Below are 2,486 nucleotides of genomic sequence, written 5' to 3'. Positions count from 1 at the left end.
GCTTATATTCTACCTCATATTATGGAAATGCCTTCTTATCAGTCTGGAAAACAACCAGCTGATCAAAGGGCAATTAAATTGAACTTGAATGAAAATCCTTTTCCACCGTCTAAGCGAGTTTTTGAGGCATTGCAATCTATTCAGGTTGATTCATTAAAAAGATATCCGGATCAGCTATGCCAGGAACTCTGTGAAGAAATAGCAAAGCAAAATTTTGTAAAGGCAGAACAGGTTTTTTGTGGGAATGGTTCGAGTGAAATTATTTCGTTACTTTTTACCGTTTTTATTGGAGCTCAAGGGCGAATTGCATTACCTGATCCAACATTCTCACTTTACGAAAATGTTGCGGCACGATTTCAAGTTGAATGTGTGAAAATTCCGACACGTGAGGATTATGCAATTGATCTTAACTCACTGATCAAAACGAATGCAGACGCAATTATCCTTGTTAATCCAAATGCCCCAACAGGTTTACTGTTACCATCATCCGATATCGAGTACCTTGTTTGTCATTACTCAGGTCTTATTGTTATCGATGAGGCATATATCGATTTTGCCGATCCTAAAAATTCAGCCGTTCCACTCATTCATCAATATGATAATGTGATTGTTTTACGAACATTTTCAAAAGTATTTTCACTAAGTGGAATTCGCATTGGCTATTGTTTTTCAAATCCTCAGTTTATAGCTGCATTAGAAAAAAGTAAAAATCTTTATCATGTTAATACGATTAGTCAACAGCTTGCATTAGCTGCTTTAAAAGATAAGGAGTACTTGAATACAACAATTAATAGGATTAAACAAATTCGTGATCGTTTTAGTGCCAGGTTAAAAGAGTTAGGGTTTACCGTTTTACCATCTGAAACGAATTTTATCCTATGTACACCTCCTAGCCATGTAAACAAGACAGCAAAAGAGCTATATGAAGCATTCATTCAAAGAAACATATACGTCCGTTATTTTGATTCCCCTCGATTGAAGGATAAATTGCGTATTTCAGTAGGCACAGAGGAAGAAATGGAGATTTTGTTTAATGTGGTTTGCTCTATTATAAAAGAAGGAAAGTAAAGGATTCTCTAAAACTATTATCTTTGACTACAGTGGAGACCGCCAATTTCATTAGGTACCCCCCATTACAGGGTTCTTCATATTTTCAATAAACAAAGCTCGAAAATGAATTAAAGCAATAACATAACAAAAAAATCTCAGAATTTGTCTGAGATTTTTTAATGTATTGTATATGATATGTTTCCGTTGGCAAATATCGTCACTTTACAAATACCATGATTATCAATTTGCTTTGAAATTGAAAAGGAACGATCTCCTATGTTCAACTTCCAATTATCAGGTGCATATGCTCGTAAATGCATGACCTCATTTTTATAACAATGATAGTTATTTGAAAATGACAAATAGCCTTCTTCCTTCGCATACCATAGCTTTTTAATATATTTTACGGCCTGATTCGTATCAGGACTATTCATAATTTGCTGCACAGTTGAATAATTCATTTTTTTATCTCCTCATTCTATAAGCTATTGGAGCTATCAAGCTAGTTTTAAAGCTTATATCTTACAGATTAGTAGAATTTAGGAGAAAATGCTATGCTAAAATGTTTCCAATTAAATTGATAGAAAACAGTGAGGCCTTAAAGGGCTAATGCTCTTAAGCAGGGTTCCGAAATGTCCGTGAAAAGCAAATGCTGCAAATAGGAAATAAACAACAAGGATTCACAGCATAATGTAAAAAAGGATGATAAAATGCCTACCCTAAAATGCTTGGGTAGGTTTTTTGTTGCGAAAATGTTACACCTTTTTAAAAACGCTCTTTAAATGTGATATTTTACACAAACAGAATGAAACTGGTTTGCTAAGATACCTTTAAAAATATGGCTAAGTTAAAGGTATCTGGCACAAATGGTTTTTAAAGGTTAGTGTCGGCAATTTTTAGCAGAGTCAACTTAAAAAAAAGAGCTCGAAAGGAGAATTCATGATGAAGCGTCAAAAAGTTCAGCTTCCTCTTCAAACTTTAAGTTTAACCGCAGGATTTATGGTATGGGTGTTAATTTCATCTCTTATGCCAAATATCAAACAGGATATCGGTTTAACTGAACAAGAAATTGCACTCGTAACAGCGATTCCTGTTATTTTAGGTTCGATTCTTAGAATTCCGATCGGATATTTTACTAACCGATTTGGAGCAAGGATTATTTTCACGATTAGTTTTATCCTTTTAATTTTTCCTGTTTATTATATTAGTATCGCAAATTCATTATTTGATTTAATTTTAGGAGGTCTATTTTTAGGGATAAGTGGAGCTGTCTTTTCTGTTGGTGTTACCTCCCTTCCAAAGTATTACAGTAAAGAAAAGCATGGTTTTATTAATGGAATATATGGTGCAGGAAATATCGGAACAGCAATAACAACATTTGCCGCACCAGTGTTGGCAAAAACAATTGGATGGGAACAAACGGTCCGACTCTATAT

General features: G+C 34.1%; 3 protein-coding genes. 2 read left to right on the top strand and 1 reads right to left on the bottom strand.

Features of this window, described 5'->3' with window-relative positions:
* Positions 1-1,068 (top strand): histidinol-phosphate transaminase (gene hisC / locus HU235_RS19255; protein ID WP_174881259.1); only part of this gene is annotated, 1,068 nt, incomplete at its 5' end.
* A gap of 158 nt (positions 1,069-1,226) precedes the next feature.
* On the opposite strand, the gene HU235_RS19250 is transcribed toward hisC, so the two are convergent.
* A complete protein-coding gene (locus HU235_RS19250) occupies positions 1,227-1,511 on the bottom strand; it encodes a hypothetical protein (protein WP_095300081.1) in 285 nt (94 codons plus the stop codon).
* A gap of 478 nt (positions 1,512-1,989) precedes the next feature.
* Between HU235_RS19250 and HU235_RS19245 the strand changes: the two genes are divergently transcribed.
* The coding region (locus tag HU235_RS19245; RefSeq protein WP_174881258.1) for an MFS transporter at positions 1,990-2,486 on the top strand (497 nt) is incomplete at its 3' end.

The organism is Metabacillus niabensis, assembly GCF_902829255.1.
In the GTDB taxonomy this organism is placed as follows: Bacteria; Bacillota; Bacilli; order Bacillales; family Bacillaceae; genus Metabacillus; species Metabacillus niabensis.
This window is presented reverse-complemented; position numbering and strand designations above follow the sequence as displayed.

What these genes read in the sequence shown, in the direction of transcription:
- HU235_RS19250 (WP_095300081.1), bottom strand. Translation starts at nt 1,511, where the DNA reads ATGAATTATTCAACTGTGCAGCAAATTATGAATAGTCCTGATACGAAT.